Annotated in this window: 24 protein-coding genes; 14 read left to right on the top strand and 10 right to left on the bottom strand. The window is 32.8% G+C overall.

Going from position 1 to position 26,359, the window contains the following annotated elements; all coding sequences use genetic code 11:
* Positions 1-12: 12 nt before the first annotated feature.
* The 9 genes from B6S12_RS00175 (at position 13) to B6S12_RS00215 (ending at position 9,640) form a co-directional block, all read left to right on the top strand.
* Positions 13-1,719, top strand: coding sequence for an ABC transporter ATP-binding protein (locus B6S12_RS00175; RefSeq protein WP_111228798.1), 1,707 nt, complete (start codon positions 13-15; stop codon positions 1,717-1,719).
* Positions 1,720-1,767: 48 nt separating this feature from the next.
* Entirely contained in the window at positions 1,768-2,727 is a 960-nt protein-coding gene (locus tag B6S12_RS00180) for a chemotaxis protein (protein WP_111228799.1), read from the top strand.
* Between the two features lie 189 nt (positions 2,728-2,916).
* Positions 2,917-5,697, top strand: coding sequence for a nitrate reductase catalytic subunit NapA (gene napA / locus B6S12_RS00185; RefSeq protein WP_111228800.1), 2,781 nt, complete (start codon positions 2,917-2,919; stop codon positions 5,695-5,697).
* Positions 5,698-5,700: 3 nt separating this feature from the next.
* Positions 5,701-6,474 carry a ferredoxin-type protein NapG gene (gene napG, locus B6S12_RS00190; RefSeq protein ID WP_111228801.1) on the top strand — a complete coding sequence of 258 codons (774 nt, stop codon included), beginning with the start codon at positions 5,701-5,703 and terminating at the stop codon, positions 6,472-6,474.
* Position 6,475: 1 nt separating this feature from the next.
* Positions 6,476-7,291, top strand: a complete 816-nt coding sequence (gene napH / locus B6S12_RS00195) for a quinol dehydrogenase ferredoxin subunit NapH (protein WP_220083637.1) — start codon at positions 6,476-6,478, stop codon at positions 7,289-7,291.
* A complete protein-coding gene (locus B6S12_RS00200) occupies positions 7,281-7,808 on the top strand; it encodes a nitrate reductase cytochrome c-type subunit (protein WP_111228803.1) in 528 nt (175 codons plus the stop codon). The genes napH and B6S12_RS00200 overlap by 11 nt, the downstream gene beginning before the upstream one ends.
* Positions 7,808-8,314 carry a 4Fe-4S binding protein gene (locus B6S12_RS00205; RefSeq protein ID WP_245892433.1) on the top strand — a complete coding sequence of 169 codons (507 nt, stop codon included), beginning with the start codon at positions 7,808-7,810 and terminating at the stop codon, positions 8,312-8,314. The genes B6S12_RS00200 and B6S12_RS00205 overlap by 1 nt, the downstream gene beginning before the upstream one ends.
* A complete protein-coding gene (locus B6S12_RS00210; protein ID WP_111228805.1) occupies positions 8,311-9,273 on the top strand; it encodes a WD40 repeat domain-containing protein in 963 nt (320 codons plus the stop codon). Before B6S12_RS00205 ends, B6S12_RS00210 begins: the two co-directional genes overlap by 4 nt.
* A gap of 1 nt (position 9,274) precedes the next feature.
* Entirely contained in the window at positions 9,275-9,640 is a 366-nt protein-coding gene (locus tag B6S12_RS00215; RefSeq protein ID WP_111228806.1) for a chaperone NapD, read from the top strand.
* Between the two features lie 125 nt (positions 9,641-9,765).
* Here the strand turns inward: B6S12_RS00215 and B6S12_RS10975 are convergent, their stop codons facing one another.
* The 4 genes from B6S12_RS10975 to typA all read right to left on the bottom strand — a co-directional run bounded on the left by B6S12_RS10975 (position 9,766) and on the right by typA (position 15,816).
* Positions 9,766-9,930, bottom strand: a complete 165-nt coding sequence (locus tag B6S12_RS10975; protein WP_181450907.1) for a hypothetical protein — start codon at positions 9,928-9,930, stop codon at positions 9,766-9,768.
* Between the two features lie 321 nt (positions 9,931-10,251).
* Positions 10,252-11,661 (bottom strand): PhoH family protein, encoded by a 1,410-nt coding sequence (locus B6S12_RS00220; protein ID WP_245892435.1) that lies wholly within the window; start codon positions 11,659-11,661, stop codon positions 10,252-10,254.
* Positions 11,643-14,006, bottom strand: a complete 2,364-nt coding sequence (locus tag B6S12_RS00225; protein WP_111228807.1) for a ribonucleoside-diphosphate reductase subunit alpha — start codon at positions 14,004-14,006, stop codon at positions 11,643-11,645. Before B6S12_RS00225 ends, B6S12_RS00220 begins: the two co-directional genes overlap by 19 nt.
* 10 nt (positions 14,007-14,016) lie before the next feature.
* Positions 14,017-15,816: a translational GTPase TypA gene (typA, locus tag B6S12_RS00230; RefSeq protein WP_111228808.1), complete on the bottom strand. Its 1,800-nt coding sequence runs from the start codon at positions 15,814-15,816 to the stop codon at positions 14,017-14,019.
* Positions 15,817-15,965: 149 nt separating this feature from the next.
* Here typA and fliK point away from each other — a divergent pair, with 149 nt between their 5' ends.
* Genes fliK through B6S12_RS00245 form a run of 3 tightly spaced genes read left to right on the top strand, consistent with a single transcriptional unit; the run spans position 15,966 to position 21,623 of the window.
* The gene (gene fliK / locus B6S12_RS00235; RefSeq protein ID WP_111228809.1) at positions 15,966-18,038 is read left to right on the top strand and encodes a flagellar hook-length control protein FliK; all 2,073 of its coding nucleotides are present in this window, start codon (positions 15,966-15,968) and stop codon (positions 18,036-18,038) included.
* Positions 18,039-18,048: 10 nt separating this feature from the next.
* Positions 18,049-19,323 (top strand): flagellar hook assembly protein FlgD, encoded by a 1,275-nt coding sequence (flgD, locus tag B6S12_RS00240; RefSeq protein ID WP_111228810.1) that lies wholly within the window; start codon positions 18,049-18,051, stop codon positions 19,321-19,323.
* The gene (locus tag B6S12_RS00245; protein WP_111228811.1) at positions 19,323-21,623 is read left to right on the top strand and encodes a flagellar hook-basal body complex protein; all 2,301 of its coding nucleotides are present in this window, start codon (positions 19,323-19,325) and stop codon (positions 21,621-21,623) included. Before flgD ends, B6S12_RS00245 begins: the two co-directional genes overlap by 1 nt.
* A 603-nt stretch (positions 21,624-22,226) precedes the next feature.
* On the opposite strand, the gene mog is transcribed toward B6S12_RS00245, so the two are convergent.
* Genes mog through B6S12_RS00270 form a run of 5 tightly spaced genes read right to left on the bottom strand, consistent with a single transcriptional unit; the run spans position 22,227 to position 24,295 of the window.
* Positions 22,227-22,757: a molybdopterin adenylyltransferase gene (gene mog, locus B6S12_RS00250; protein WP_111228812.1), complete on the bottom strand. Its 531-nt coding sequence runs from the start codon at positions 22,755-22,757 to the stop codon at positions 22,227-22,229.
* Complete coding sequence (gene mobB / locus B6S12_RS00255; protein ID WP_111228813.1) at positions 22,754-23,239, bottom strand: molybdopterin-guanine dinucleotide biosynthesis protein B; 486 nt, start codon at positions 23,237-23,239, stop codon at positions 22,754-22,756. The genes mog and mobB overlap by 4 nt, the downstream gene beginning before the upstream one ends.
* Positions 23,236-23,688 (bottom strand): molybdopterin synthase catalytic subunit, encoded by a 453-nt coding sequence (locus B6S12_RS00260; protein ID WP_425454646.1) that lies wholly within the window; start codon positions 23,686-23,688, stop codon positions 23,236-23,238. Before B6S12_RS00260 ends, mobB begins: the two co-directional genes overlap by 4 nt.
* Before the next feature lie 19 nt (positions 23,689-23,707).
* A complete protein-coding gene (locus tag B6S12_RS00265) occupies positions 23,708-23,929 on the bottom strand; it encodes a MoaD/ThiS family protein (protein ID WP_111228814.1) in 222 nt (73 codons plus the stop codon).
* Positions 23,930-23,938: 9 nt separating this feature from the next.
* Entirely contained in the window at positions 23,939-24,295 is a 357-nt protein-coding gene (locus B6S12_RS00270) for a hypothetical protein (RefSeq protein WP_111228815.1), read from the bottom strand.
* Positions 24,296-24,367: 72 nt separating this feature from the next.
* On the opposite strand from B6S12_RS00270, the gene B6S12_RS00275 reads away from it, so the two are divergent.
* Positions 24,368-24,739: a RidA family protein gene (locus B6S12_RS00275; RefSeq protein ID WP_111228816.1), complete on the top strand. Its 372-nt coding sequence runs from the start codon at positions 24,368-24,370 to the stop codon at positions 24,737-24,739.
* 512 nt (positions 24,740-25,251) lie between these two features.
* On the opposite strand, the gene B6S12_RS00280 is transcribed toward B6S12_RS00275, so the two are convergent.
* The gene (locus B6S12_RS00280) at positions 25,252-25,443 is read right to left on the bottom strand and encodes a hypothetical protein (protein WP_111228817.1); all 192 of its coding nucleotides are present in this window, start codon (positions 25,441-25,443) and stop codon (positions 25,252-25,254) included.
* Positions 25,444-26,120: 677 nt separating this feature from the next.
* Here B6S12_RS00280 and B6S12_RS00285 point away from each other — a divergent pair.
* Positions 26,121-26,357, top strand: a complete 237-nt coding sequence (locus B6S12_RS00285; RefSeq protein WP_111228818.1) for a helix-turn-helix domain-containing protein — start codon at positions 26,121-26,123, stop codon at positions 26,355-26,357.
* Positions 26,358-26,359 lie beyond the last annotated feature (2 nt).

Consider the following 26,359-nt stretch of genomic DNA (forward strand, 5'->3'; position numbering starts at 1 on the left):
TAAGCAGGAAAAATGAAAAACTTTTTTAAACGATTAGCGCCTTATATGAAAGAATACAAGTTGTATTTTTTCTATGCAGTTTTAGGAAGCATTATGGTAGCAGGTGCAAGTGCTTATAGTGCATATTTGGTTAAACCGGTTTTAGATGAGATTTTTATCAATAAAGACACAACTATGCTTAGTTTTTTGCCATTTTTGGTGGTTATGGCTTATTTTGCAAAAGGGCTTGGAGCATATATTCAAGTGTATTATATGAATTATATTGGGCAAAATATAGTAATGTCTGTTAAAAATACACTTTTAGATAAGCTTTTGAGCTTTGAAATGGCGTTTTTTAACCGTTATAGAAAAGGGGAGCTTATTTCAAGAGTTGTTGGGGATATTGGTGCAATACAGAGTGCGGTTTCTAATTATTTTATTGAAGGTATTAGAGATGGTTTGACAATTTTTGCACTTATTGGAGTTGTGATTTATCAAAGTCCAGAATTGGCTTTTTATGGGCTTGTTGTAATGCCGCTCTCTTTAATACCTATTGTAATGATTGCCAAAAGAATGAAAAAAGCTTCTAAAAAAATGCAAGAAAAAAATGCAGATATTTCTTCAAAATTGGTAGAAATTTTTAATAATATTGAGCTTATTAAAGCAAGCAGTGGTGAGAAGATGGAGCACCAATATTTTGTAGAACAAAATAGAGATTTGGTAAAACTCTCTATCAAAACTATTAGAATTTCAGAGCTTACCTCTCCACTAATGGAAACTTTAGGAGCGATTGCTATTGCAATTGTGATTTTTGTTGGTGGATTTCAGGTGATTAATGGAGAGTTAAGCACAGGTGCATTTTTCTCTTTTACAGCGGCACTTTTTATGCTTTATACTCCTTTTAAAAAAGTTAGCTCGCTTTATAGCAAGATTCAAGTGGCGCTTGCTGCAGGGGATAGAATCTTTGAAATGTTGGATAGAAAAGAGGAAATTTGTGATGGTAACAAAACACTAAAAGAAAAGATTGATAGCGTAGAATTTAAAAATATAACTTTAAGCTATGATGGAGAGAAAAAAGCATTAGAAAATGTAAGTTTAAAGTTGCATCATGGAGAGAGTGTAGCATTTGTGGGTAGTAGTGGGGGCGGTAAAAGCTCGCTTGTGAATTTGCTCTTGCGTTTATATGATCCTCAAAATGGAGAAGTGTGTATTAATGGTAAAAATATTAAAAATTTTACCCAAGAGAGTCTAAGGGATAAAATTTCAATTGTAACACAACGCATTTTTATTTTTAATGACAGTATTGCTAATAATATTGCTTATGGTCTAAAAATGGATGAAGAAAAAGTAAAAGATGCTTTAAAAAAAGCTAGAATTTTAGATTATGTAGAAAGCTTAGAAAATGGGATACATACACTTTTAGATGAATTTGGTGCAAATCTTAGTGGAGGGCAAAGACAGAGGATTGCTATTGCAAGAGCAATTTATAAGAATCCAGAAATTTTGATTTTAGATGAGGCTACAAGTGCTTTAGATAACAAGACAGAAGAGGAGTTTAGAGAAGCATTAAGTGAGGTGATTAAAGATAAAATTACTATTATAGTAGCCCATAGATTTTCTACAGTATCTTTGGCTAAAACTCTCTATTTTTTTAAAGATGGTAAAATACTAGATAAAGGCACTCATCAAGAATTATTAGAAAAATGTGAGGAATTTAGAAGCTACTATAAAAAATCTTAAAAATAAAATATGATATAATAAGCTAATTTAACAATAAGGAATTTTGCTATGTCTAATTTATCAAATGTTGATCAAATTACCAATCTTCATAGGAATAATGAGCTTCAGTTGCTATGTTTTAGGCTAGAAAAAGATAAAGACTTGTATGCAGTAAATGTCTTTAAAATACGCGAAGTTGTGAAATACCGCGGAGATATTACAGTGGTTTCACATGAAGGAAGTTCTTTGGTGGAAGGGCTTATTACTATAAGAGAGCTTACAATCCCGCTTATTGATTTAAGAAAATGGTTTTATTATGATGCGCGTGATAAAGGTAGAGATTTAGAAGGATATGGGATCAAAAGAGAAGAGGGCGAAGATGAAGTGATTATGATTTGTGAATTCTCTAAATGGACAGTTGGAGTGAGAATTTATGAAGCAGATAGAATTTTAAATAAAAAATGGACAGAGATTGAACAAAGTGCAGGAATAGGAAATTCAGGACTTAATACGAAGCTTGTAAGTAGAACAAGATATTTTGATGGAAGTTTGGTGCAGGTTGTAGATATTGAAAAAATGCTTGTAGATGTATTTCCTTGGATTGAAGATGAGAAAAATGATGAGATTACAAGGATAAGACAAATTAATAGCTCTAGAGAAATACTTTTAGCAGATGATTCTCCAAGCGTGATTAAGACTATGCAAAATATTTTAAATAAGCTTGGTGTGGAATATAGAACTTTCGTAAATGGACAACAGCTTTTAGATTATATTTTTGATGATACTACAGAAATTTCTCATATAGGTGCAGTGATTACGGACTTAGAAATGCCAGAGGCAAGTGGTTTTGAGGTTATTAAACAAGTAAAAGCAAGTCCTAAAACTTCGCATATTCCAATCATAGTAAATTCTTCTATGAGTGGAAGCAGTAATGAGGATATGGCAAAATCTCTAAATGCAGATGAGTTTATCTCTAAATCCAATCCTATTGAGATTGAAGAAGCACTACATAAATTTATGATTAAATAAAAAACTTCAAATGTTACAAAAAGTGAAACTCAAAATAAATTTTTATTTTGGGTTTTAAATTCCTAAAATCTTACATTTTAAAAAATACTTAAAAATATATATTGACTTATATCAATGCTTTAAAATTTTAATCCTCCTAAAATCTTATATAGCATTTAATGCTATTAAAAATCTTAGGAGGTTTTGCTGATGGATAGACGGTCTTTTCTTAAAACAGCAGCAGCTGCAAGTGCTGCAAGTGCAGTTGGTATTAGTGTGCCTACTTCAAGCTTGGCTAAGGCAAAAAGTGCGGAGGCAAATTGGAAATGGGATAAAAGTGTATGTAGATTTTGTGGAACGGGCTGTGGAATTATGGTTGCCACTAAAGATGGACAGATTGTAGCGGTTAAAGGAGATCCATCTGCACCAGTTAATAGAGGATTAAATTGTATTAAGGGATATTTTAATGCAAAAATTATGTATGGAGAGGATAGATTAAGAGTTCCTTTGATGCGTGTAAATTCCAAAGGCGAGTTTGATAAAAAAGGTAAATTCCAACCAGTATCTTGGCAAAAAGCTTTTGATGTGATGGCACAAAAGTTCAAAGAGGCTTATAATGAGCTTGGTCCTACTGGAATTGGTGTGTTTGGTTCAGGACAATATACTATTCAAGAAGGATATGCAGCAGCTAAGCTTATAAAAGGTGGCTTTAGAAGTAATAATTTAGATCCTAATGCTAGACATTGTATGGCAAGTGCTGTTGTGGGCTTTATGGAAACTTTTGGAATTGATGAGCCAGCAGGTTGCTATGATGATATTGAGCTAACGGATACAATTGTTACTTGGGGAGCAAATATGGCAGAAATGCACCCTATTTTATGGTCAAGAGTAACAGACAGAAAACTTTCAAATGCAGATAAAGTTAAGGTAATTAATTTAACGCCTTATACTAATAGAACTTCAGATTTAGCTGATATTGAAATTGTTTTTACGCCTCATACAGATTTAGCAATTTGGAATTTTATTGCTAGAGAGATTGTTTATAATAATGAAAAAGCAATAGATTGGAACTTTGTTAAGAAAAATTGTATTTTTACGACAGGTTATGTGGATATTGGCTATGGAATGCGAGGAGATATTACACATAAAAAATACAAAAAAGAAGAACTAGATACAGCAGCTAAAGAAAAAAGCAAAGTTATTAGTGAAAATGAAGGAGTAACTTTAAGGTATTTAGGGCTAAAAAGTGGCGATGTTATGGAAAATAAACATAATGCACAAGCAGGAGATCATTGGGAGATTACCTTTGAGGAGTTCAAAAAAGCATTAGAACCTTATACGCTTGATTTTGTAGCAAAGATTGCTAAAGGAGATGAGAGCGAGAGCTTAGAATCTTTTAAAGAAAAATTACAACAACTTGCAAATTATTATATTGAAAAGAATAGAAAAATTGTGAGTTTTTGGACGATGGGAATGAATCAGCATACAAGAGGAACTTGGGTGAATGAGCAAAGCTATATGGTGCATATGTTGCTTGGAAAACAAGCAAAACCTGGAAGTGGAGCATTTTCTCTCACAGGGCAACCAAGTGCTTGTGGAACTGCAAGAGAAGTGGGGACATTTTCTCATAGATTACCCGCAGATATGGTAGTGGCAAATCCAAAACATCGCGAAATTAGTGAGAAGATTTGGAAACTCCCAAAAGGCACTATTAATCCACAAATGGGTTCTCATTTTATGCAAATTATGAGAGATTTAGAAGATGGGAAAATCAAATGGGCGTGGGTGCAAGTAAATAATCCATGGCAAAATACTGCTAATGCAAATCATTGGATTAAGGCTGCAAGAGAGATGGATAATTTTATTGTAGTTTCTGATGCATACCCAGGAATTTCTGCAAAAGTAGCGGATTTGATTTTACCAGTTGCTATGATTTATGAAAAATGGGGTGCTTATGGAAATGCAGAGCGAAGAACACAGCATTGGAAACAGCAAGTATTGCCACAGGGTGAAGCTATGAGCGACACTTGGCAGATTTTAGAGTTTTCTAAACGCTTCCAATTAAAAGAAGTATGGAAAGAGCAAAAAATTAATGATAAGCTAACCTTGCCTAATGTGTTAGAAGAAGCTAAAAAGATGGGCTATAGCGAAGATAGCACACTTTTTGAAGTATTGTTTGCAAACAAAGAAGCACAAAGTTATAAAGTTAATGACAAGCTTTTAAAAGATACTTTAAATTCTGAAGTTCTAGGAGATACTAGAGAAGTAGTAGGAAGCGATGGAGAAGTCTTTAGGGGTTATGGATTTTTTGTGCAAAAATATCTTTGGGAAGAATACAGAAAGTTTGGTATAGGACATGGGCATGATTTAGCAGATTTTGACACTTATCATCGTGTGAGAGGTTTAAGATGGCCAGTAGTAGATGGTAAAGAAACTCAATGGCGTTTTAATGCAAAATATGATTATTATGCTAGAAAAGCAAATAATGGAGATTTTGCATTTTATGGAACTTTTGGCAAAGAGGTGTCTAGGGGAGATTTGATTGCTCCAAAAACACAAGAAAAATATTCTTTGAAAAATAAAGCTAAGATATTCTTCCGTCCTTATATGGATCCACCAGAAATGCCAAACAAAGAATATCCTTTTTGGCTTAGCACAGGAAGAGTTTTGGAGCATTGGCATAGTGGGACGATGACTATGAGGGTTCCTGAGCTTTATCGTGCAGTTCCAGAAGCATTGTGTTATATGAATCCAGCAGATGGTGAGAAGTTGGGCGTTAAGCAAAATGATGCGGTATGGGTAGAATCAAGAAGAGGAAAGGTAAAAGCAAGGGTAGATATGCGTGGTAGAAATCGTCCTCCTTTGGGATTAGTGTATGTTCCTTGGTTTGATGAGAAAGTGTATATTAACAAAGTGTGTCTTGATGCTACTTGTCCGATTTCTAAGCAGACAGATTTTAAAAAATGTGCTGTTAAAATCTATAAGGCATAAAGCGTGGAAGAGCTAACAAGAAGAAAGTTCTTATTAAACGGTGCTAAAGCGATTGCACTTACTCTGATGGGTGGGTTAGTGTGGAGTGCATATTTAAGTGAAGCAAAAGCTAATGTTTTTGTTTTGCGACCACCAGCAGCCCTAGATGAAGAAGAGTTTTTAAAACATTGCATTAAATGTGGTTTATGTGTAGAAGCTTGCCCTTTTGGAACTTTGAAGTTAGCAACACAAGGAGAGGCAATAATAACAGGCACTCCTTATTTTACGCCAAGGGAAGTCCCTTGTAAAATGTGTGTGGATATTCCATGTGTGCCAATATGTCCCACAGAAGCTTTAGATATTAATTTAGTAAGCAATGAAAAAGGTTTACTAGATATTAATAAAGCTAAAATGGGGGTTGCTATTGTGGATAGGGAGCATTGTGTCGCCTATTGGGGTGTGCAGTGTGATGCATGTTATCGAGCTTGTCCTTTAATGGGTGAAGCAATTATCCTAGAATTAAAACGCAATGAACGCACTGGAAAACATTCTTTTTTATTGCCAGTAGTTATGAGTGAAGTTTGCACGGGTTGTGGAATGTGTGAAAATGCTTGTATTACCAAAAAAGCAGCTATTAGGGTTATGCCACGCCATTTAGCCTTAGGAGAAGTGGGAGAGAATTATATTAAAGGTTGGGAGAAGGGCGATGAAAAACGCCTAGAAAATCTAAAAACTAGAGATTTGTCTTTGGATAAAAACAAACAGATTCAAGATTATTTAAATGGTGAGGAATTTTAAAATGAAAAAATATAGATTTTTGATTTTTAGAAGGATTATCCAAATAGGTTTATTGTTTTTGTATATATTGGGGACTTATCAAAGTTTTTGGATTTTAAAAGGAAATCTTAGTTCATCTTTAATCTTTAATACTATACCCTTAAGCGATCCTTTTGCTATTTTACAGTTGGTTTTTAGTGGAGCTATGGTAGGAGCAAATGCTTTGATTGGAGCGTTGATTGTTTTGCTTTTTTATGGTTTGTTTGCAAGGAGGGCATTTTGTGCTTATGTGTGTCCGCTAAACTTAGTAACTGACTTTGCAAATTTTTTAAGAAGAATTTTGAAGATTGATGGGCTAAATAGTTCATTAAGCTTAAAGAGAAGTTTGCGTTATTATATCTTGGCTCTTTCACTGATACTTTCAAGTATTTTTGGCTTGGCAGCTTTTGAAGCAATTAGTCCTATTGGAATATTGCATAGAGGGTTGATATTTGGTTTTGGGCTTGGGATATTTGGTGTTTTAGTTGTGTTTTTGTTGGATTTGTTTGTGGTAAAGAATGGTTTTTGTGGGCATTTGTGTCCGCTTGGAGCCTTTTATTCACTAATAGGGCGTTTTGCACTTTTAAAAGTGCAATATGATTTGGAAGCCTGCACAAACTGCTTAGAATGCAAAAAGATTTGCCCAGAAAAGCAAGTATTAAGCTTGGTGGGTAAAAGAAGCGGTATTGTAAATGCGGGTGAATGTATAGTGTGTGGTAGATGTATAGAAGTGTGTGAAGATAATGCACTAAAATTTAATCTAATAAATTTTGCTAAAAGGAAAAACAATGGTTTATAAAAAAATGTTATTAGCCTCCATGGCTTTGGCGTTAGTATTTTTTGGTTGTCAAGCAGACAAACAGGGAATAGGTGAAGATGAGCTTGGGCTTAGAAAAAGCACGCTTTTTAACGAAAATGCAAGTATTCAAGCCTTTGATTATGAGGGTGCAAAAGCAGCAGGAGAATCCACACTTTTGCAAAGGTCTTTTGAAAATGCTCCTCCTTTGATTTCTCATAGTTTAGAAGGGTTATTACCTATCACAAAAGAAAACAATTCTTGCACCTCTTGCCATTTACCAGAAATTGCAGAAGCAGTGGGTGCGGTTGCGATGCCAAAATCGCATTTTTATAATTTTAGAACCCATAAAGATTTAAAAGGGCAAATGGATGAAAATCGCTTTAATTGTGTAGCTTGTCATGTGCCACAAGTGGATGCACAACCTTTAGTGAAAAATAATTTTTCACCAGAGTTTCGTCAAAAAGATGGTATTTCTAAGTCTAATCTTTTGGATGTTTTAAATGAGGGAGTAAAATAATGTTAAAAAGGAGAGAGATTTTTTCTATTTTTACTTCAAAAAATAAAAAAGAGATTTTAATTCTCCCTCCTTATAATAATGATAGAAGTCTTTTTGATAAAATTTGTAAAGAATGCAATCAAGCTTGCAAGGAAGCTTGTAAAGTTTCTAGCAAGATTTATCAAGAGGGTATTATATGGCAAAAAGATGGGAAGCCTTATATAGATTTTACAACTAGAGGTTGCACTTTGTGTCAAGAATGTGCTAAAGCTTGTGAATATGATGTTTTGAAGGTTCAAGAAGAGCCAAACTGGAATATAAAATTTTCTATTGATGTGTTAAAATGTTTATCACATCAAAAAACTATGTGTTTTACCTGTAAGGATGTGTGCCAAAGTATTACGGGCAAAAAAAATGTGATTGCATTTGTGGGTATGTTTTATCCTAAGATTGAGAAGGATTGCATAGGTTGTGGATTTTGTGTAAGTGCTTGTCCAACTTATGCAATAACTTGGAGTGAGAGATGAAGATTATTTTATTGTTTTTATGTATGATTGGGCTACTTTTTGGGGTGAGTGCTACACATAAGATAGAATTAGAAGAAAATATTACTTCTATGGTGAATTTTGATAAAGAATTGCTTGTTGCTACAGATAGTGGAAGTGTCTATGCTATAGAGTGGAAAGAGGATTTTTTAGAATTAAAAGTAAATAAAATTATTCAGCTAGAAAAAATCCATAATTTTTTTGGTGAGGATGTTTTGCCAAAAATTTTTTCACTAGATAAATTAGAAGATAGACTTTTGATATTATCTCAAGGAGATGATGGAGGGAAAAATCTATTGATTTACAAAGAAAGTCTAAGGCAAGTTTTTTCTTCTAAGGATGCCCTCAATATAAAAAAAGCAAGTTTTTTAGATAAAAAGCATATATTTTTAGCTCTTGCTAGTAATGAAATTATTCTTTATGACTTAGAAGATAAAAAGACAAAATACCAAAAGCAACTTTCAGAAGCTAGTTTTTCAGATTTTTCTTTAAGCGAGAATAGAAAAGAATTTATTTTAGGCTGTGAATCGGGGATTTTATATTATGGAGATACTTATAGTGGAGAGATTTTAAAAACTTATGAAGGGATTAATAAAGATAATGTTTATCAAGTAAAAATGGCACAAAATAAGCAAGGAGAGAAGGTGTTTGTAAGTGCTGGACAAGATAGAGTGGTTGGGGTTTATACAGATAAAAGCAGTAAAAAATTAGAAGCTGATTTTTTGGTTTATAGTATAGGAGTTGATAAGGAGGCTATAAAGGTTGCTTTTCCTTTTAATGAAAAGAGTGATATTAGGGTTTATGATCTTATAGAGAATAAAGAGATAGAAAAATTACAAGGGCATCAAAATTTGCTAAATAGCATTATTTTTCTTAATGAAGAGTGGCTAGTGAGTGCAGAAGATGGAAAAAATATTTATTTTTGGAAGTTAGGGAGATAAAATGCAAGATTATAATGTTTCAAGTGTAGTGGTGATGTGTAAGCCAAAAGATATGTTGGATTTATGGGAGAAGCTACCTAAAATTGTAGGGGTTGAATGCCACTATCAAGATGAAAGTGGGAAAATTGTTATTACAATAGAGGCAAGTTGCATTGAAGAGGAGATTAAGATTTTAAAGCAAGTAGAAGCACTAAAAGGAGTAATTGTTGCACAAATGATGTATAGCTATCATCAAAAAGAACTAGAAAGTTTGGAAGAAAAAATGCAGCAAAGTTTTCAAGTTCCAGATATTCTAAAAGAAAAGGTGGATGCAAAAAATATTGTCTATGGGGGAAATGTGGAAGAGCATTTTAAGAAGATAAAGTAGAGTAAATATTAATAAATAGGCTATTTGGGACTTATTTAAAACTATAAGAAATAGAAAAACAAAAAAGTTTTAAATGTTTTAAAAATAAGATTTTAGATTGCTTTGCTAATTGTTGATAATTTTTTCTATTGTTGTAAGAGTATAGGTGTGCTAACTTTATTATTGTTATTATATGTAAAGCAAAGTGTGGTAGTTTCTTTTGTGTTAGCATAAGGGTTTAATTTGTAGCAGTCCAAAGAGTTGCCCTTAATAGATTGTGCTTCTTGTAGAATGCCATGTAAATATTGCATATTAGCTCACAACGATGAGAGAGGTTTATAATGACATTTTGCCCATCATTATAAGTAAAACACAGTGTTGCGTGATAATCTAAAGGAATTACCATAATCTTATATTTATAATTGCCACAGTCTCTTATGAAGCCTTGTAATAACTTTAGATTGCTTTAGAGCTAAACTCCTTGTAACATGGGGAGATAAGCAATGACACTCTGTTAAGTCATTGTATGAGTTAATGCAGTGTTGCATGGCAATCTAAAATGTTAAATTCTTTGCTATTGAAGGCCTCTTTTGAAGATAGATAAGTGATGGATAGACTTGTTAGTTATTTATTTAGAAATTTTCTTCAAACCAGCCTGCAATGTCGCTTCTAATTGTTTGCTTAAGTGCAATTCCAGCTAGAAAATCATCTGTTTTGGCTTTTTTCAAAAGCGTGGCAAGTCCATTTCTGAATTTAGAAAGATAGGGGTGATCTATTTGAGTGCAATCTCCTAAAAATACAATTCTAGAATCTTCAGCCATTCTTGTCCCAATAAGCTTTACAATGGAATTTGGTGCATTTTGCACTTCATCAAAGATGACAAACTTTTTAGAAATACTTACACCTCTTGCATGTGCGATATCCATAACTTCAATATTGTGTTTTTGTATAAAATATTCTGTGGCCTCTTTGCTTTCTATGCTATTGGCATCGCCTTTGTATTCAATTCTTTTAGCAAGCGATTCTTTTTGCATTTTGGTTATCATAAAATTAATAGCACTAAAAAGCGGATACATAAAATAATTTAGTTTTTGATTTTCATCACCTTTTCTAAAGCCAAGTTCCGCTTCTTTATCATTTGCAGTAATAGTGTTGCGTAGATAGATAATCCCGCTTACAGCACCCTTTTTTAAAAGATGCAAACCAGCTTGAAGAGCAATAAGCGTTTTGCCACTACCAGTTGCACCACTGCAAATGGTAATTTTGTTTTTAGGATGGGTAAGAAGAGTGTAGAAAAATTTTTGCTCCAAATTGATGGGATTGATATAGAGTTTATCTTCTTTGATTTTTTCATCAAAATTAATAAGCTCTAAAGTATTGTCTATTTTAATACCATAGTGTTTTTTACCTGTTAAATAAAGAGAACTTTCGGTATTATCAAGTTCTGTAATTTCTAATAAACTCCAATTGCTCAATGCTTTAAAATCATCATTATTGTGTAAATCCTCTAAAATGCTATTTTGATGTGCGCTAAAGCTGGAGAGAAATTCTATTTTTTGTGGATTTTCTATTTTATCACGCATAAGAGATTGGGAGGGAAGGTTATTAGAAATTGCATAGACTTTTAAGGCAATATCATTAGTTAAAAGAATACAATCATAATCTTTAGCAATTTCAAAAATCCTTGCATCATTTAGCCCATAATCTAAAGATTGTGTTTTATAGTGTGTGCGATGGATAATGTGTAGAGGGATTTTGCAATGGTTATATTCTAAAAAGATTTGTTGGAGAGTATCTCTTTGCTTTGGAGCAAAAATAGAAGGTAAGCTCATCTCATCTAAGACATTACGGAAAAATTCCCTTGCAAAATAGCCTCTTTCATTCTCTAAAGTTTTTTTGCTATCAAGCTCATGGAGAGTAATGTCGCTAATAAAGATGTGGTTTTCTCCATTTTGATAAAGAAAATAGAGATTTTCCACATCATCTAAGATAATGGAAGTGTCAATTAAATAACGCTTAGTCATTATTGACAGTTTAAACATTCAATGGATCTATCCATTGTTTCTTCTGCTTCTACACTTTGTGAGCGTAAGTAATAAGTAGATTTTAAACCTAGTCTCCAAGCTAGTGAATAAATATCATTTAAGTATTTTCCGCTTGCTTTATCTAAGGTGATAAAGATATTTGTGCTTTGCCCTTGATCAATCCATTTTTGTCTAATAGCGGCAGCTTTTATGATATTTGTCTGATCTACCTCATAGGCTGAAGTGTAATAGTTCCAATTTTCTAAACTTAAATTTGGTGCTACAACTGGTATTAAACCGCTTAGATTTTCTTCAAACCATTTGCGTTTATAGATGGGTTCAATGGTTTGTGTGGTGCCTACTAGAATAGAAATGGAGCTTGTAGGAGCGATTGCCATTAAATAACCATTTCTTATTCCTTTTGTTTTAACTTCTTCTCTTAAGATGTCCCAGTCATATACATAAGCAAACAAACCGCCTCTATCCACCAATGCTTTAGCTTCTTGGTTGGCTCTGTCAATAGGCAAGATACCTTGCGACCAAGAAGAGCCGACAAAATCACTATAAACGCCTTTTTCTTGTGCAAGATCACAACTTGCTTTAATAGCATTGTAGCTAATCATTTCCATAAGTTCATCAATGGTTTCTAGGTGTTTTTGGCTACCCCATTCAATCTTTTTTTCTGCAAGCATTTGTGCTTCGCCCATTACACCAAGTCCAATAGCACGGTTATCTAGATTTGTAACTTTTACTTTTCTATTAGGATAGAAGTTTAAATCTACTACATTATCTAGCATTCTAATAGCAATAGGCACAATGCGTTCTATATCTTCTTTGGTGTGAATTTTAGAAAGATTAATAGAAGCTAAATTGCATACAGCAGTTTTGCCTTCATTTGCTTCTCTTTGGGCGATAAAGACTTTTTTGCCATTAATGCTATCTGTAGAAGTGATTTTATTAGAAACCTTTTTGATTCCTAAATCTGTAATAATTTCTTGATATTCTGGATAATCACAAATTGTGCCATCTTCAAACTCTACTCTAATAAAGCAATCATTTGGGGCAGTGTTTTGGAAAATCTCTGTGCAAAGATTAGAGCTTCTAATAATGCCAGAATGGGAATTTGGATTTGCTCTATTTGCATTATCTTTAAAGCATAAGAAAGGAGAGCCCACCTCAAAATAATTAGTAAGGATTTTTTTCCACAATTCTTTAGCTTTAATGGTTTGTTTAGGAATGTTTGGATCTTGCTCGTATTCTTTATATCTTGCCTCAAAAGCCTCTCCATAGAGTTCTGTTAAATCAGAACAAGCCAGTGCATCAAAAAGATTCCATAATCCATCTTCAGCTACCCTTTTCATAAACAAATCTGGAATCCATAAAGCAGGGAAGAGATCGTGTGTTCTTCTTCTTTCTTCTCCGCTATTTTTCTTAATATCTACAAAATCAAAAATATCACTATGCCAAGGCTCTAAATATACTGCTATAGCACCTTTTCTAGTGCCTAATTGATCTACTGCTATTGCTATATCATTAGTGATTTTTAAAAAGGGAATTACCCCTCCAGCTGCATTTTTGTGTCCATCAATAAAGCTACCAAGTCCTCTAATTTTAGAAAAATCCCAGCCAATACCACCACCATATTTACTTAAAAGTGCCATTTCTTTATAAGAGTCAAAAATTCCTTCAATATTATCAGGGCAACTCCCAACATAGCATGAGCTAAGTTGGTGGCGTGGCGTTCTAGCATTAGAAAGAGTGGGGGTAGCAGCCATAACCTCAAAGCGTGAGAGTAAATCATAAAATTGCTCAGCCCAATGGTTAGGATCTTTTTCATTTTGTGCTAAAAACATAGCAATTCCCATAAACATATGTTGTGGTAATTCTATGGGGTTACCTTCTTTATCTTTTAGTAAATATCTATCATAGAGGGTTTTAATGCCTAAATAGGTAAATTGCAAATCTCTGCTAGTATCAATTTTTTTATCCAATCTTGCAAGATCAAATTTTTCTTTCATTCCTTTGATAATGCGATTTTCTTTTTCTCCAAGTTCTAAATATTCTTTTAAGGTCTTATAACCATTAAAGCCATTTACTCTATGGTAAAGATCGTATAAAAAAAGTCTTGCAGCCACATAAGTCCAATTAGGACAATGCACATCAATCTTATCTACTGCGGTTTTGATAAGTGTTTGCTGGATTTCTTGAGTGGTGATTTTATCTCTAAATTGCAATTTTGCATCCACTTCTAGCTCACTTTGTGAAACACCTTCTAAACCTATTACAGAATCTTTGGTGTATTTTTGGATTTTGGTTACATCTAGTGGTTCAATTCTGCCATTTCTTTTGATAACTGTTAGCATAACCCCTCCCTTATTTATTCTTTCTTTTTCTTTGTGTTGGATCGAGCACTTTTTTTCTAATTCTAATATTTTTTGGAGTTACTTCTAAGATTTCATCTTCTTCAATCCATTCTAATGCACGCTCTAGATTTAAATCTCTAGGTGGAGTGAGCTTGATTGCATCATCGCTCCCACTAGCACGCATATTTGTTAAATGTTTTGCTTTAACTGGATTAACATCTAAATCATTTTCTCTTGAATGCTCACCTATAATCATACCTACATAAACCTTAGTTTGTGGTGGGATAAATAAAACTCCTCTTTCTTGAATATTACCTAAAGAAAAAGGTGTGGCTTCACCATTTTCCATAGAAATTAAAGCACCATTGCTTCTAGTTTCTACACTTCCACTAAAGGGGCGAAATTCCAAAAAGCTATTATTCATAACGCCTTCCCCTTTGGTATCTGTTAAAAATTCACTTCTATATCCAATTAATCCACGAGCAGGAATCTCAAATTCTAATCTTGTATATCCTTCTCCCATAGGATTCATGGCTTTTAATTCTGCTTTTCTTCTACCTAATTTTTCAATAACACTTCCAGAATAATCTTGTGGGGTATCAATTACTAAAGATTCAAAAGGCTCGCATCTTTGCCCCTCAATTTCTTTTACAATTACTTCAGGACGCGAGATACTAAATTCATAATCTTCTCTTCTTAGGTTTTCAGCCAAGATTGTAATTTGTAATTCCCCTCTACCGCTTACTTTAAACTTACCTTCTCCTAATTCCTCTACTTTCATGGCAATATTTGTTTGCATTTCTTTTTCTAGGCGTTCTTTTAGCTTATTGGCAGTTACATGTTTGCCTTCTGTCCCTGCAAAAGGAGAGTCATTTACAGCAAAATTAACACTCATTGTAGGTTCTTCTAAATGCATAGGATCTAGTGGGATAGGATTATTGGGATCTACAATAGAATCGCCTACATTAATAGAGTGAAAACCAGCTAATGCTACAATATCGCCAACTTTTGCTTCATCAATTTCAGTCCTTGCTAAACCATAAAATCCAATGAGTTTTGTTATTTTTCCAGTAACTTTCTCACCATTGCTTTTTGCAAGCATTACATTTTCACCCTTTTTTACCTTGCCATTAAAAATTCTAGCAATTCCGATTTTCCCTACATAATTATCATAATCTAGTGTGAAAATTTGGATTTGAAGTGGGCTATCCTCTGTGCCACTAGGGGTTGGGACATGCTCTAAAATCGCATCAAAAAGAGGTTCTAAATTCTTTTTCTCATCTTCTAGGTTTTTAATAGCATATCCATCGCGTGCTGCTGCATAAACTACAGGAAAATCAAGCTGTTTTTCATTAGCACCCATAGCAGCAAAAAGATCAAACACCTCATCTACTACTCTATCAGGTTGTGCTGCGGGTTTGTCTATTTTATTAACAACAACAATAGGGCAAATGCCAAGACTAAGTGCTTTTTTAACAACAAATTTAGTTTGTGGCATTACCCCTTCTTGTGCATCTACTAAAAGCAATACTCCATCTACCATTTTTAAAACACGCTCAACTTCTCCCCCAAAATCAGCGTGTCCGGGAGTATCAATAATATTAATTTTTGTATTTTTATAAGTAATTGCAGTATTTTTAGAAAGGATTGTGATACCTCTTTCTTTTTCAATATCATTGCTATCCATTACGCGTTCATCTACTTGCTCATGGCTTGCAAATGTTCCAGATTGACGCAATAAACCATCTACTAAGGTTGTCTTGCCGTGATCTACGTGGGCTATTACTGCGATATTTCTAATCTCTTGCATGGATTGTCCTCTAACAAATTTTATAAAAGGTGGAATTCTACAAAAATAATGCTTAAAAAATAAGCGAAAATAAAAGGAATGAAATTTGCTTTTAGCTTTTTAGTTAAAGTTTTTTATTAAACATAAAATACAAGCAATGAGGTTTTATAATGCTTCCATTTTTAGATATATCTAGTAATATTCAGGAAATTAAAAATAGCAAAACTAATAAAAAATCTTCTTTAGACACAAAAGAGGAAAAGTCAGATTTTGGGGATTTTTTAAATAATTTTTTAAGCATTTCTAAAGAGGAGAAAGGAGAACTTAAAAAAGATGTTAAAATAAACTCTAAAGAAAACTTGCTAAGTCCCCATAAAGAAAACAAAGAAGTAAAAAATGGCTTTTTGCAAACTTTAGATGAAAAATATAATTTGCTAGATAATTTTAAAGCAAAAACCACCAAAGATATTAATTTTAAAAAAGAAGGATTAAAAAACACTAAAGAGGATTCAATAAATTTTAAGGAAGTAAAAAGTAATCCTCATAAAGAAGTGGAATTAAAGTTAGACTTAAAAGAAGTTAAAACAAGAGATTTGAAGCAAGAAGCACAAAATTTGCAAGAGAAGGTTAAAACTCTAAAAGATGTAATAGGGGTAGCAGAGGAGTTAAAATTAAACCTTAAACAAGTTAAACTGGAAAACAAACAAGCACAAAACACTAACCAAACGCCAAATATTAGTGAAAAATTTTTTGTGAATATTAAAAAAGAATTACCAAAATCTACCAATCTTTTTAATCAAATTTTGCAAGATAAAGAACTTACAAAAGACAATAAAGAAGCTAAAAAAGATAATAAAATCCTTAAAAATATACAAGAGCCTTTAAATATTAAAGAAATGGTTGAAAAAAAATATGATAAAGATTTAAAAGAAATCAAAGAAAGCAAAAAACAAGGGGGAGAAAATATTAATAAAGATGTCAAAAAAGAAATTAAAGAAGAAGTGCAAGTTGTAGATAATAAAACTATAAGCAATAAAAAACTTTCTAAAGATCAAGATAAAAATGAAATGGAAATTAAGGAAGTAAAAAAGCCAGATGAAAATCTTAAAGAAAATAAAGAAATAAATCTTCCCCAGCAAAAAGAGATGAAAAATAAAGAAGTAAAAGAAGAAAAGAGTAAAAAAACACAGAAACAAAAAGATGATGGTTCTCAAATAGAAATTCCAAAAGAAAAAGAAAGTAAGCAAGCTAAAGTGATAGAAGAAGTTAAAGAAAGCAAAAATCAAGAATTTAGTTTTAAAGAAGATAAAATAAAAAATGAAGAGGTTTTTAAAGAGAACATTAATAAAGAGCAAGAAAATGCTAAAAGGACAGAAAATTTAAAAGAAATGCCTATAAAAGAAGTGCAAAAAGAGGGGTTAAAAGAAGCAGTTAAAGAAGTAGTTTTTAACACAGGCTTTAAAAAAGATGAAAAGATATCCAAAGAAACACCGCAAGATAAAAAGGTAAGCAAAGATAAGTATAAGCAGGGTGATTTGTTTGAAATGCTTAAAAATCCTAATTTAGAAGACTTTAAAAATATAACCCAAAATCACGAAGAACAAAGAGCAAGAGAAGTGGATTTTTTAAATAATCTTTTACGCACAGAAAACACAAAAGAAAAAATGGTTTCTAAAGAAACGCAAGAAATTGTTCAAACTAAAGAAAAGGAAAAAGAGAAAAATCAAAATGAAGCTATAGGAGCTAATTTTCAAACTCAAGTTCAAAGAGAGCGTTTCTCTCCATTGCAGACTTTTAGCTATTTTAGCTCCAACTTAAAAGATGTAATTGCAAATTATCGTCCGCCTGTTACAAAGCTTACTTTAGAGCTTAATCCACAAAATTTAGGCAGTGTGGAATTAACACTTATTAAGCGTGGCGATAATATACATATCCAAATAGGTTCCAACCCTCAAGCATTGCAACTTTTTATGAAATATTCTGAGGAATTCAAAAAAGAGCTTAGTAATATGGGCTTTAATGATATTACAATGGATTTTAAAGATATACAAGGAAATTCCATAGATTTTGATTTTAGCGGTAATAGTGGTGGAAATTTTGGGGGAAATAATGGAGGAAATCACAGTAATCAGCACCAAGATTCTAAAAAGTGGAACGAAAATGGCTTATCAGCTTATAAAGAAGCTAATGAAGTGCAAAAAGAAGTGGCACAATTAGAACTTAGCTTTTCATATTACGCCTAAGGAGTAACAAATGACAGTATCAGGATTTAATAATTATATGAATTATTCCTCATTTGCTTCTGCAAGAAGTGCGGCAAATCCAGAAAATCCTCATAAAATTTCAACTTATGCAGATGAAGGAGATAAGGGGGATAACAACACAGGTAATGGTGGCACAGGCGGTGTAGGCGATGGCGGAAATACAGGCAATGGAGGGGATAACAACACAGGCGGTGTAGGAGATGGCGGAAATACAGGCAATGGAGGGGATAACAACACAGGTGATGGTGGAAATGGTAGTAATGGGGGAGACAATGGCAATGGCGGTAATGGTAGTGATAATGGCAATGGAGGAAATGGAGGCAACGGGGGAAATGGAGGAAATAATGGCAATAATGGAGGCAATAATGGTGGCGAAGATGGGGATAGCGGAAGTGGTTTCCCAGGAAATAAGCCTTTACCAGATGATGAGGATGATTTCAATAATGGTTTAGGAACAGAAGCTTTTATGAAATTATTCTTAGAGCAGTTAAAAAATCAAGATCCAACGGCTCCTATGGAAACTCAAGAGATTTTAACACAAACTGCTCAATTAACTCAAGTAGAAGCACAAATGCAGATGAAAAAAGCAATGGAAGAAATGACTACTACTATGGCTTCTATGCAAGAAACCAATAAAGCTACAATTGAAGCACAAGAAAAGTTGGTAGAAGCACAAGAAAAAATGCTTGAAACTATGGGTGTTCTTGCAGGTGCGATTCAAGATAGCTCAATTTTAGGCGGATACAATACTGTAGGAATGATAGGAAATATCGCTGAAACTCCTTTTACAGCTTTGAAAGTAGAGAAAAATGAGGCAATTAAATTTGATCTTTATTTTGATGAGCCTATTGATCCTAGCAAAGGTTCTCCAAAAATTACAATTACTGATAAAAATAATAAAGTAATTAGAGAAATTGATTTGGCTGAAAAAGATGAAGATGGAAATTATAAATATCTTAATAAAGAGGGATATGTAGAGTTTGAATGGGATACAAGAGATAATAAAGGAAATTATGTAGGTAAGGGGGATTATACAGTAAGGGCTGAATATAATCTTGATCCAGAAACCAACAAATACAAAGAAACGCAACTTGGAAGAGGTGAAGTGCAAAGTATTATGTTTGAGGGTGGTGTTCCTTATGTAAAATTAGGGGATAATCTAACCGTTCCAATTATTTATGTAACTTCTTATTATAAGAAAACGGGTGAAGGGATAGAATTACCACCTTTACCAGAACCAGAAAGTAAAAGAAAGGCTTCATAATGGTAGGCTCACTTTATAGCGGAATTAGCGGAATTAAAACCCATCAATTTGGGATAGATGTAACTTCTAATAATATTGCCAATGTTAATACAACAGGATATAGGGCAAATAATGCAGAATTTAAAAGTCTTTTTGCAACGGGATTAGATTATATTAATTCTAATTCCCCTGTTTCTAATGATTATAATTTTGGGGTAACTGTTGGTTCTAATGCAATCAATTCTAATGATGGAACTTATGTGAAAGCAGATGGACAGTTTAATGTGGCCTATAGTGGAAGAGGTTGGTTTGTGGTAGGGACTAATCCTAATGGGCAATTTGATATTAAAAATCCAAATTATCAAGTGCAACAAAATTATTTTACACGCGATGGTTCTTTTAGTCTTGATGGAGATGGATATTTAGTAAATTCTAGTGGTTATTATATGTATGGGATTAATTTGGGCAAGATTGCTCCAGATGGGACATTAACAGGCACAAATAACTTAGAAGAAGATTACGCAAATCTTGGAGGTTCTGTGCTAAAGCCCATTCAGATTCCTAAAGATTTAAAATATGCTCCTACACTTACAACAGAAGTAAATGCTTCTGTAAATTTAAACCGCTCACAAAATGGTAAAGGCATTAGTGATGTGCTTTTAAAACCAGATGGCACATTTGATATGGATAAATTTTTAGCTCAAGATTTTAATACACTTATGGATGCTAGTGGCAAACCCCTTGATGCTAAAAATTACAAAGATATTACTTTTAGTATTGAAAAAAATGGAGTGAAGAAAGATTATACTTTTACCTATGGAGGCACAGGGGAGAATGGCTTTAAAAGTGTTGGAGAATTTATAGATTTAGTGAAAAAACAAACAGGTTTAGATGTAAATTTACGCTTAGATAGCGAAGGAAATCCACAAGATTGCTCTCTTTATGTAAGTAATTATGGAATGCAAGATATTAAAGTGGATATTAAAGGAAAGTTAGCTGATAAGCTAGGTTTAAGCGGAAATGGTTTGGAGCTTGATTCTCCTATGAATCATTTAATTAAAGATTTTGAAGCCAATAAGGATTATGAAGAGGGTGATTATATTAAATATAAGGGATTGATTTTTCAAAAAAATGGAGCAGGTAATGGAGGGGAGAGTCCTATTGATAATGAAGGTTGGACATTAGTAGATACAAGTAGGGCTAATGAGTATGATAAGGGTAAGGTGGAAAACTATAAGGAAGATGATTTTGTGGTGTATGAGGGTAAAGTATATAGACGCACTAATGAAGATATTAGTATGATACCAAATCCAGACAATCCTGATGAAATGATACCAGCACCGCCAAGTGAGGCCACAAAAGGTTGGGAGGAGATTTCTGATGAAGTAAGCGGTAGTATTCCAGAATATGAGGCAGGAGCAACCTATGATACAGATGATCTTGTAAGTTATAATGGAGTGCTTTACCAAAGGGTTGGTAGCTCTAGCACACAAAGTCCTGAAGAGGATAAAGAGGGATGGCAGGTTGTAAGTGCAAATGCACTTAGCACTACACAGCTTAATGTGCCAACTTATGAAACTAATATTGAAGTTTTTAGTGAGAGTGGAGAGAAATTTATTTTAAAATCCCAGTATATTTTAATAGAGCAAGGAGATAGCACAGCTAATCCTCCTATTAATGAGCGTTGGGAGGTTAGAACAGCAATTTATGATTCCCAAGGTAAAGTAATGGTGAGTGATGAGCCTGTGATTAATGAGCTTAGCTTTAATCCAGATGGAACGCCTATAGGAGAACCTTTTGATGTGCCATTTAATGGGGGGAATATTAGGGTAGATTTAACCCAAAGTGCAGATGGTAAAAAATCTAGCAACTTTGCTTATACAGATTCTGCTTTGAAATCTGTTAAACAAGATGGAACAGAAGCGGGAATTATGAGGGATATTACTATTAATCAAGATGGGATTATTTTGGTAAATTTTACAAATGGTAAAACAGAGCCTATTGGAAGATTTGGAATTGCTGCTTTTGTAAATGATCAAGGATTAAGCAAAATTGGTGGGAATCTTTTTGAAATGAATGTAAGAACCATTAATGGACAAACTGCAGTTGTCAGTGGTCCTCCTCTTATGGCTTGGGAAGAAGATGGGACGGCAAACTTAAAATATGGAACAGTTTTAGATGGAATGCTAGAAACAAGTAATGTGGATACAGGGACTGCTCTAACAGATTTGATTGTGTATCAAAGAGGTTATCAAATGAGTGCAAAATCTATCACTACGGCCGATCAACTTATGCAAGAAGCTATAGGGCTTAAAAAATAATATTTTTATAGACTAAAAGGAAAGTTCTAAAAAAATTTATAAAATTAATAGAACCTCCTTTTAAAATCAATAGAATTTAAATATTGCCAAAATTGTATGAAATTTTTAGCAAGAAGTTGATTTTAGCAATAAATTAAACAGTATTATAAAAACTGGTGCAAAAATCTTAAACTGTCTTATTTAAAATTTAAAAGTTGTGCAAAGCTTGTTTGATGCAATAATTAGAAGCTATAAACTTCTATCAAAATTATGGAAGTATCTTAAAAAGGGAATTTAAAATAATCGTTAATGTAGTCTTTAAAGGTTTATTAATTGTATTTTTTAACCTTGTATTCTAGCAATAAGCTATCCAAGGCTTTAATTTTTTATGAGGATAGTTATATAATTTTTGTTGTTTTGGGAGCTTTTATAAAAATACTTTTTAATTTAAACTTATTTGATGTTTAAAGTCAAAATGCTATTTTTATTTTTTTGTTTTAAAAAATGTTAGACTAATAGATATAAAAATTTATTTGTAGTGTAATATTTTAGCTTAGGCTTAAAGAATGATTAAAAAAAGAATGCAATAAAGCCATAATGAATGGCTCTAATACAAGCAATATTTTAAGATTTTGGGCGGAAAGCCTTAATAATTTCCTCATTTGTTTGGAGATAGGCAGCACCAATTAAGTCTAAGCAGTAAGGCACGGCAGGAAATACTGCATCTAAACATTCGCGGATGGATTTTGGTTTGCCAGGTAGATTGATAATTAAAGTTTGGTTGTAAATACCTGCTGTTTGTCTTGAAAGAATTGCGGTAGGAACATATTGTAAGCTAGTTTGTCGCATAAGTTCTCCAAATCCTGGAAGCATTTTGGTGCAGACTGCTTCTGTGGCTTCGGGTGTTACATCTCTTAGTGCAGGCCCTGTTCCACCTGTAGTTACGATAAGATCACATTTTTCAATATCAGCTAATTCTTTAAGTTGTTGGATAATCTCTTCTTGATTATCGCCTATTACCCGATAAACACTCTCCCAAGGAGAGATAAGATATTCTTCTAAGGTTTCTAAAATCGCCTTTCCTGAAATATCTTCATAAATACCAGCACTCGCACGATCTGATAGGGTTAGGATACCGATTTTAGCTTTTTTCATTTTTGATCCTTTATATTTGTGTTAATCCAATCTAAAATTTGTTGTGTGTTGTCTAAGTCTAGTAAATCTAGGTGTTTTGGGACTTGTGAAGTTTGTGTATCTTTTGTAGTAGCTAATGCTAGAATATAAGGGTAAAATCTTGTGTCTATTTCTCCTCTAGCAACACAGATTCTAGGGTAGGGTAGCTCTTTTAAGCCTTCTATAAAAAGATAATCACATGGGCTAAGAAAATTAATAATTTCTTCTAAGCTTGGGCTATATTGCAAATGGATAGCACTTTTTTTAGCTCCATAAATTGCTACATTTGCACCGCTTTTGTAAAATCTATCAGAATCTTTTTTTTCTGTATCAAAGATTGCTTTATCTTTTGGATCGTGTTTTATGATGCTTACCTTTTTATGAGGACTTAAAAGTAAAGAGAGCTTTTCTATAAGAGTAGTTTTTCCGCTGTTTGAATTTCCTGTAAATGCAACTATTCTCATGCTAAAATTCCGCTAAATGGGAGCTTATGGCTTCTTTCTTTTGCATAGATTCTTTTACCATTTTTTAAATCATATTTCCAAATAGGTGCATGGTGTTTAAAATCTTCTATAAATTCTTCAAAGATTTCTAGGTTTGCCTTTCTTTGGGGGCTAAAAATCCCTGCCATATAAGAGCTTTGATGGTTTTTGACATCACCTAGAGAATGTGCCATTTTGAGATAAACCTCTTTTTCTAATGCTTTTTTACTCCAAGCTTTAAACCAGTTTATCAAAAGAGGTTCATAAATATCAAAGCTAAGTCCGCTTATACCATTTTCTTCACGCACTAAACCAATAAAAAAACTGTTTGCACCAAAATTGTTATCCGCACCAAAATTAAGCCAATTTTGATAAATTTTTTGAGTATCTAATCCGCCTTGATAGATTTCTAAATTTGTAGTGATTTCCAAAATAAACTTCCTTTAATTCTCATCCACCACAAACAGGAGGCAAAAGAGAGACTTTATCTCCATCTTTTAAAACAATATTTTTATCTTGCACAAGTTCATCATTGATAGCAATTGCACAATCTTTTAAATAGTCTTTGATGTTGGGTAAGGCTTGAAGATATTTGCCTAATTCTTCTAATGAGTAAATTTCACACTCTAAGCTTTGGTTACCAAGAGGTCCTAAAAGTTCAACTTTAATCATCATATATCCCTATTGTAAAAGCTCAATTCTTTCTTCTTGCATTTCATAAGGAATAGGCTTAGGAGCTTTTGGGGATTTTGGAGCGGGTGTATTTGGTTTTGGGTGAATTTTGGGTGGTTGGGATTTTATTTTGGGAGGTTTTGTAGCAGAAATAATTTTCCCTGTTCTTCCATCAATATAAAAAGCAGTATCTTTTGGATATTTTGCAATTTCTTTTTGCAAAGCTTTATCAAAAGGTGTGAGCGGAGAGATAGGCATAGGCTTCTTTTTGGGAGCTACCTGCACAAAAGTATCTGCAAATATATTTGCACTAAAAGATAAAGAAATAAGAGCCATAAGGGCAATTTTACTTGTTTTGTGTAACATTTTAATCCTTAGTTAAGATGAAAATTTAGCTATAATTTTATACTATTTAAAAAATAAAGTAAAGGAAAAATCATGTTGGAAATAATTTTTAGCTCACAAGCACCTAAAGCAATTGGTCCTTATTCTCAAGCAATTAAAGTAGATGGTATGATTTATACTTCAGGGCAAATTGGGCTTAATGCTAATGGAGAGTTGCAAGAAGGTATAGAAGCACAAACAAGACAGGTTTTAAATAATCTAAGTGAGGTTTTAAAAGCAGGTGGGAGCAGTTTGGATAAGGTTGTTAAAACTACGATTTTTTTGAATAATATGGAAGATTTTAATCTTGTAAATGAAATTTATGCAGAATTTTTTGGCACACATAAACCAGCTAGAAGCACATTAGCAGTTAAAACTTTGCCTAAGAATGCTTTAGTGGAAATTGAATGCATTGCAAAGGTTTAGTGTAGGCCTTTTAGATCACTTTAGAAGTAAAGCTTCTTTGTAATGACTTTTTAAGGGTAACCCATCGTGTCACTGCGAAGCTTCGTAAGAAGCTGTAGCAGTCTAAAAAAAGCCTTTAAGGGTTGCTCTTTTTAGATTTGCACTTCGCTATGTTCGTGGATAACGCTTCGCTTGTATGCTTCGTCGGCTACGCCTTCTCGCAATGACAGAAGAAGCTTTAATATTTCTTAAAATGAGAAGAGGGTAGATTTTATTGAAAGTGGAGAGGGTATTTGTAGAGGTTTATTTAAAGGCAAATTTTCTCATTTAAGGTGTGCCAAAAGTATAAAGTGTATTTGCATATTGAGCTTTTTATTATTAGATAACTTTTGGCTATCGAGCTACAAGAAAAGTTTATAAATTATTTTTGTCGCTTTATAGTGATATTGTAAAATATTTCTCACCATTATAAGAAACTATCCAATAGCAACACTCTTTATTTGTAAAATTTTATAAGTTAAACTAAATGATGATTATTCCTTGTAATTGGCAACCAGTGCAGAAATCAAAAGAAAAACTGCAAAAGCCCATAACCAAGGAATATAAATAATCATTATGATAACTAATGCTAATCCTCCCAAACGCCATAAAGGTTCTTCGTAATAGGGTAGATACAATACAAACAAAATGACCACTGCTATTATTCCAATAGTGATACCAATCATATTTATTCTCCTATTTTTAGTGTCCATATTGTTGCATTAATTGAAGCTGTTTTTCTCTGTAACATCTTTTCAAGCTCTCTTTTGGCTTTTTTAGTAATATTTCAAGTTCCTTTTCTAGATAATATATAGTTGCTTTGAATACTTGGAATTGACAAATTTTTTTTGAAACTCATAGGCTTGACTAATTGCTTCATAATAACTCTCGTAAGCAGAACAATTATTCCCAAACCCAAGACTTGCTAAAACTATCGATAGAAACAAAAACTTTTTCATAATGCCTCCTATAAAAGATTTTCTTGATGGCTGAATCTAACTTCCCCATTGCTTGAAACTTCCATTAAGTTTTCTTTAGTATCTTCTATAAAGAATTGATAAATTTCTTTTTTTGTATTTTGCTAGAGAGTCAATCCTGATATTATTATAACCTTGCACTCTTTGCATAAGGGGAATTTTGTTGTCATTTCTAATTTTATAGTTAAATATTCCTTATAATACCTGTATAATTGATTGCAATGATAGATATTTTGTCATCTTGCATTCTCCTTACCTTTACTTTTTAGTGTTTTTAAAATCAAACACTCTTTTCTTGCCATCTTTAATAATTTTATTTTTCATTTTTCTTCTTTGTGAATCAAAATTTATCCTATAGAATAAATAATGAAAGAAGATTTTAGTAATTGCACCAAAAAGAGATTGATAAATTTCATCAAAAACTATCTAGCAAAATAAGAAAACTAAGAGAAGAAAAGGGTATCTCACAGCTTGATTTAGCACTGGAAATAGGTATTAAATCAGTAGCTTTTTACTTAAATTGTGAAAATAACCGCTATAAAAAGCATTTTAATTTAGAACATATTTATAAAATCTCTAAGGCACTTAATATTTCTTTGTATTCTCTTTTTAAAGATTTATAAAT

The organism is Helicobacter valdiviensis (genome assembly GCF_003245365.1).
GTDB classification, from domain to species: domain Bacteria; phylum Campylobacterota; class Campylobacteria; order Campylobacterales; family Helicobacteraceae; genus Helicobacter_D; species Helicobacter_D valdiviensis.

Bases quoted from the DNA above. Each gene is read 5' to 3' on its own strand.
- typA (WP_111228808.1), bottom strand. From the start codon at position 15,816: ATGCAAGAGATTAGAAATATCGCAGTAATAGCCCACGTAGATCACGGC.
- B6S12_RS00215 (WP_111228806.1), top strand. From the start codon at position 9,275: ATGCAAGATTATAATGTTTCAAGTGTAGTGGTGATGTGTAAGCCAAAA.
- B6S12_RS00275 (WP_111228816.1), top strand. From the start codon at position 24,368: ATGTTGGAAATAATTTTTAGCTCACAAGCACCTAAAGCAATTGGTCCT.
- B6S12_RS00245 (WP_111228811.1), top strand. From the start codon at position 19,323: ATGGTAGGCTCACTTTATAGCGGAATTAGCGGAATTAAAACCCATCAA.
- napH (WP_220083637.1), top strand. From the start codon at position 6,476: ATGAAAAAATATAGATTTTTGATTTTTAGAAGGATTATCCAAATAGGT.
- B6S12_RS00205 (WP_245892433.1), top strand. From the start codon at position 7,808: ATGTTAAAAAGGAGAGAGATTTTTTCTATTTTTACTTCAAAAAATAAA.
- B6S12_RS00180 (WP_111228799.1), top strand. From the start codon at position 1,768: ATGTCTAATTTATCAAATGTTGATCAAATTACCAATCTTCATAGGAAT.
- napA (WP_111228800.1), top strand. From the start codon at position 2,917: ATGGATAGACGGTCTTTTCTTAAAACAGCAGCAGCTGCAAGTGCTGCA.
- B6S12_RS00225 (WP_111228807.1), bottom strand. From the start codon at position 14,006: ATGCTAACAGTTATCAAAAGAAATGGCAGAATTGAACCACTAGATGTA.
- B6S12_RS10975 (WP_181450907.1), bottom strand. From the start codon at position 9,930: ATGCAATATTTACATGGCATTCTACAAGAAGCACAATCTATTAAGGGC.
- mobB (WP_111228813.1), bottom strand. From the start codon at position 23,239: ATGAGAATAGTTGCATTTACAGGAAATTCAAACAGCGGAAAAACTACT.
- fliK (WP_111228809.1), top strand. From the start codon at position 15,966: ATGCTTCCATTTTTAGATATATCTAGTAATATTCAGGAAATTAAAAAT.
- B6S12_RS00270 (WP_111228815.1), bottom strand. From the start codon at position 24,295: ATGTTACACAAAACAAGTAAAATTGCCCTTATGGCTCTTATTTCTTTA.
- B6S12_RS00200 (WP_111228803.1), top strand. From the start codon at position 7,281: ATGGTTTATAAAAAAATGTTATTAGCCTCCATGGCTTTGGCGTTAGTA.
- flgD (WP_111228810.1), top strand. From the start codon at position 18,049: ATGACAGTATCAGGATTTAATAATTATATGAATTATTCCTCATTTGCT.
- B6S12_RS00280 (WP_111228817.1), bottom strand. From the start codon at position 25,443: ATGATTGGTATCACTATTGGAATAATAGCAGTGGTCATTTTGTTTGTA.
- mog (WP_111228812.1), bottom strand. From the start codon at position 22,757: ATGAAAAAAGCTAAAATCGGTATCCTAACCCTATCAGATCGTGCGAGT.
- B6S12_RS00210 (WP_111228805.1), top strand. From the start codon at position 8,311: ATGAAGATTATTTTATTGTTTTTATGTATGATTGGGCTACTTTTTGGG.
- B6S12_RS00175 (WP_111228798.1), top strand. From the start codon at position 13: ATGAAAAACTTTTTTAAACGATTAGCGCCTTATATGAAAGAATACAAG.
- B6S12_RS00265 (WP_111228814.1), bottom strand. From the start codon at position 23,929: ATGATTAAAGTTGAACTTTTAGGACCTCTTGGTAACCAAAGCTTAGAG.
- B6S12_RS00220 (WP_245892435.1), bottom strand. From the start codon at position 11,661: ATGTTTAAACTGTCAATAATGACTAAGCGTTATTTAATTGACACTTCC.